Origin of the sequence: Bradyrhizobium sp. PRIMUS42, from assembly GCF_023006515.1 — a bacterium.
Classification (GTDB): Bacteria; Pseudomonadota; Alphaproteobacteria; order Rhizobiales; family Xanthobacteraceae; genus Bradyrhizobium.
This window is the reverse complement of the sequence record NZ_JALBGZ010001217.1, coordinates 1-1120: the sequence shown is the minus strand read 5'-3', so window position 1 is coordinate 1120 and position 1120 is coordinate 1. Positions and strand designations below refer to the sequence as shown.

The following is a 1120-nucleotide window of genomic DNA, read 5'->3' as shown; positions in this document are numbered from 1 at the left end:
GCCAACGCGCTCGGCGTCATCATGACCGGCATGGGCGACGACGGCGCGCGCGGGATGCTGGAGATGCGCAAGCTCGGCGCCTCGACGCGGGCGCAGGACGAGGACAGCTGCGTTGTGTTCGGCATGCCCAAGGAAGCTATCGCGCATGGCGGTGTCGAGAAGGTCGTTTCGCTGCATCATATCCCGCGCGAGATCATGCTCTGGTATCAGGCCGGGCACGCCGCGGTGGCAGGTTGATGGCCATGTCTCCCGTTCCGGCCGATACGCTCGCTGAGGCAAGTGCCGCGATCGAGGACGTCTCCTCGCGGATCGAGGACGTCTTCGCGCGCGTCGGTCACGAACTCGGACGCGGTCACCTCATCTTCAAGGAGCTGAACCAGGGTCTCGCGATGCTCTCGGGTGAGCTCTCCGGCGCGGAGATCGAGGGCGCTGCAACGGCGCTGCAGGAGATCGCCGCGCGGCTGAGTGAGCTGGCGCAGGCGCTGCCGGCGGAGAGCGCCCTCTTGGAGACGATCGGCAAGAGCACGGCAGAGGCGTCTTCGCTGCTCAAGCCGCTGTTCAAGCACATCCAGATGATCACCATCATCGCGCGCAGCGCGCGGATCGAGGCGGCCTCGCTCGACGGCGACCGCGAGGGCTTTCTCGCTTTCACCCAGGAAGCCTATGATCTCGGCAGGGCGGTGCAGCGCTCGATCGAAGGCTGCGCGCGGGACCAGCAACGCCTGTCCGAGGCGGTCGCCACCGCCTCCAGCCGACAGAAGGAGTTCGAGAGCCGTTATCGGGCCCAACTGATGTCGGAGAGCGCCGAACTCGGCGCGGCCTATTCCGGATTGCGCGATCAGCGCAGCAAGAGCAGCCATCTGGCCGATCGCGCCAGTTGCAGCACCAGGAAGATCGCCGAGGCGGTCGGCAGCGCGATCATCTCGCTGCAGGCAGGCGACAGCACGCGGCAGCGCCTCGAACATGTGTCGCACGGCCTCAAGCTTGCGTCGGAATCCGCGTCAAGCCTCGTCCCCGAACCGGTCCCGGGCGATCACGGCATGCGCGCGATCTGCCAGTTGCAGGCGGCACAGCTGAGGGATGCCCAGCGCGAGTTCGGCGGTGACGTCGGCCAGATCGT

The 1120-nt window shown here is 67.1% G+C and carries 1 protein-coding gene and 1 pseudogene; both read left to right on the top strand.

Annotation, left to right across the window (positions count from 1 at the left end; translation table 11 throughout):
• Positions 1–237: chemotaxis protein CheB (locus MOV75_RS39175; RefSeq protein WP_309487013.1), on the top strand; the 237-nt coding region annotated here is incomplete at its 5' end.
• A gap of 5 nt (positions 238–242) precedes the next feature.
• Positions 243–1120: pseudogene (locus MOV75_RS39170) on the top strand (chemotaxis protein); the annotation flags it as partial.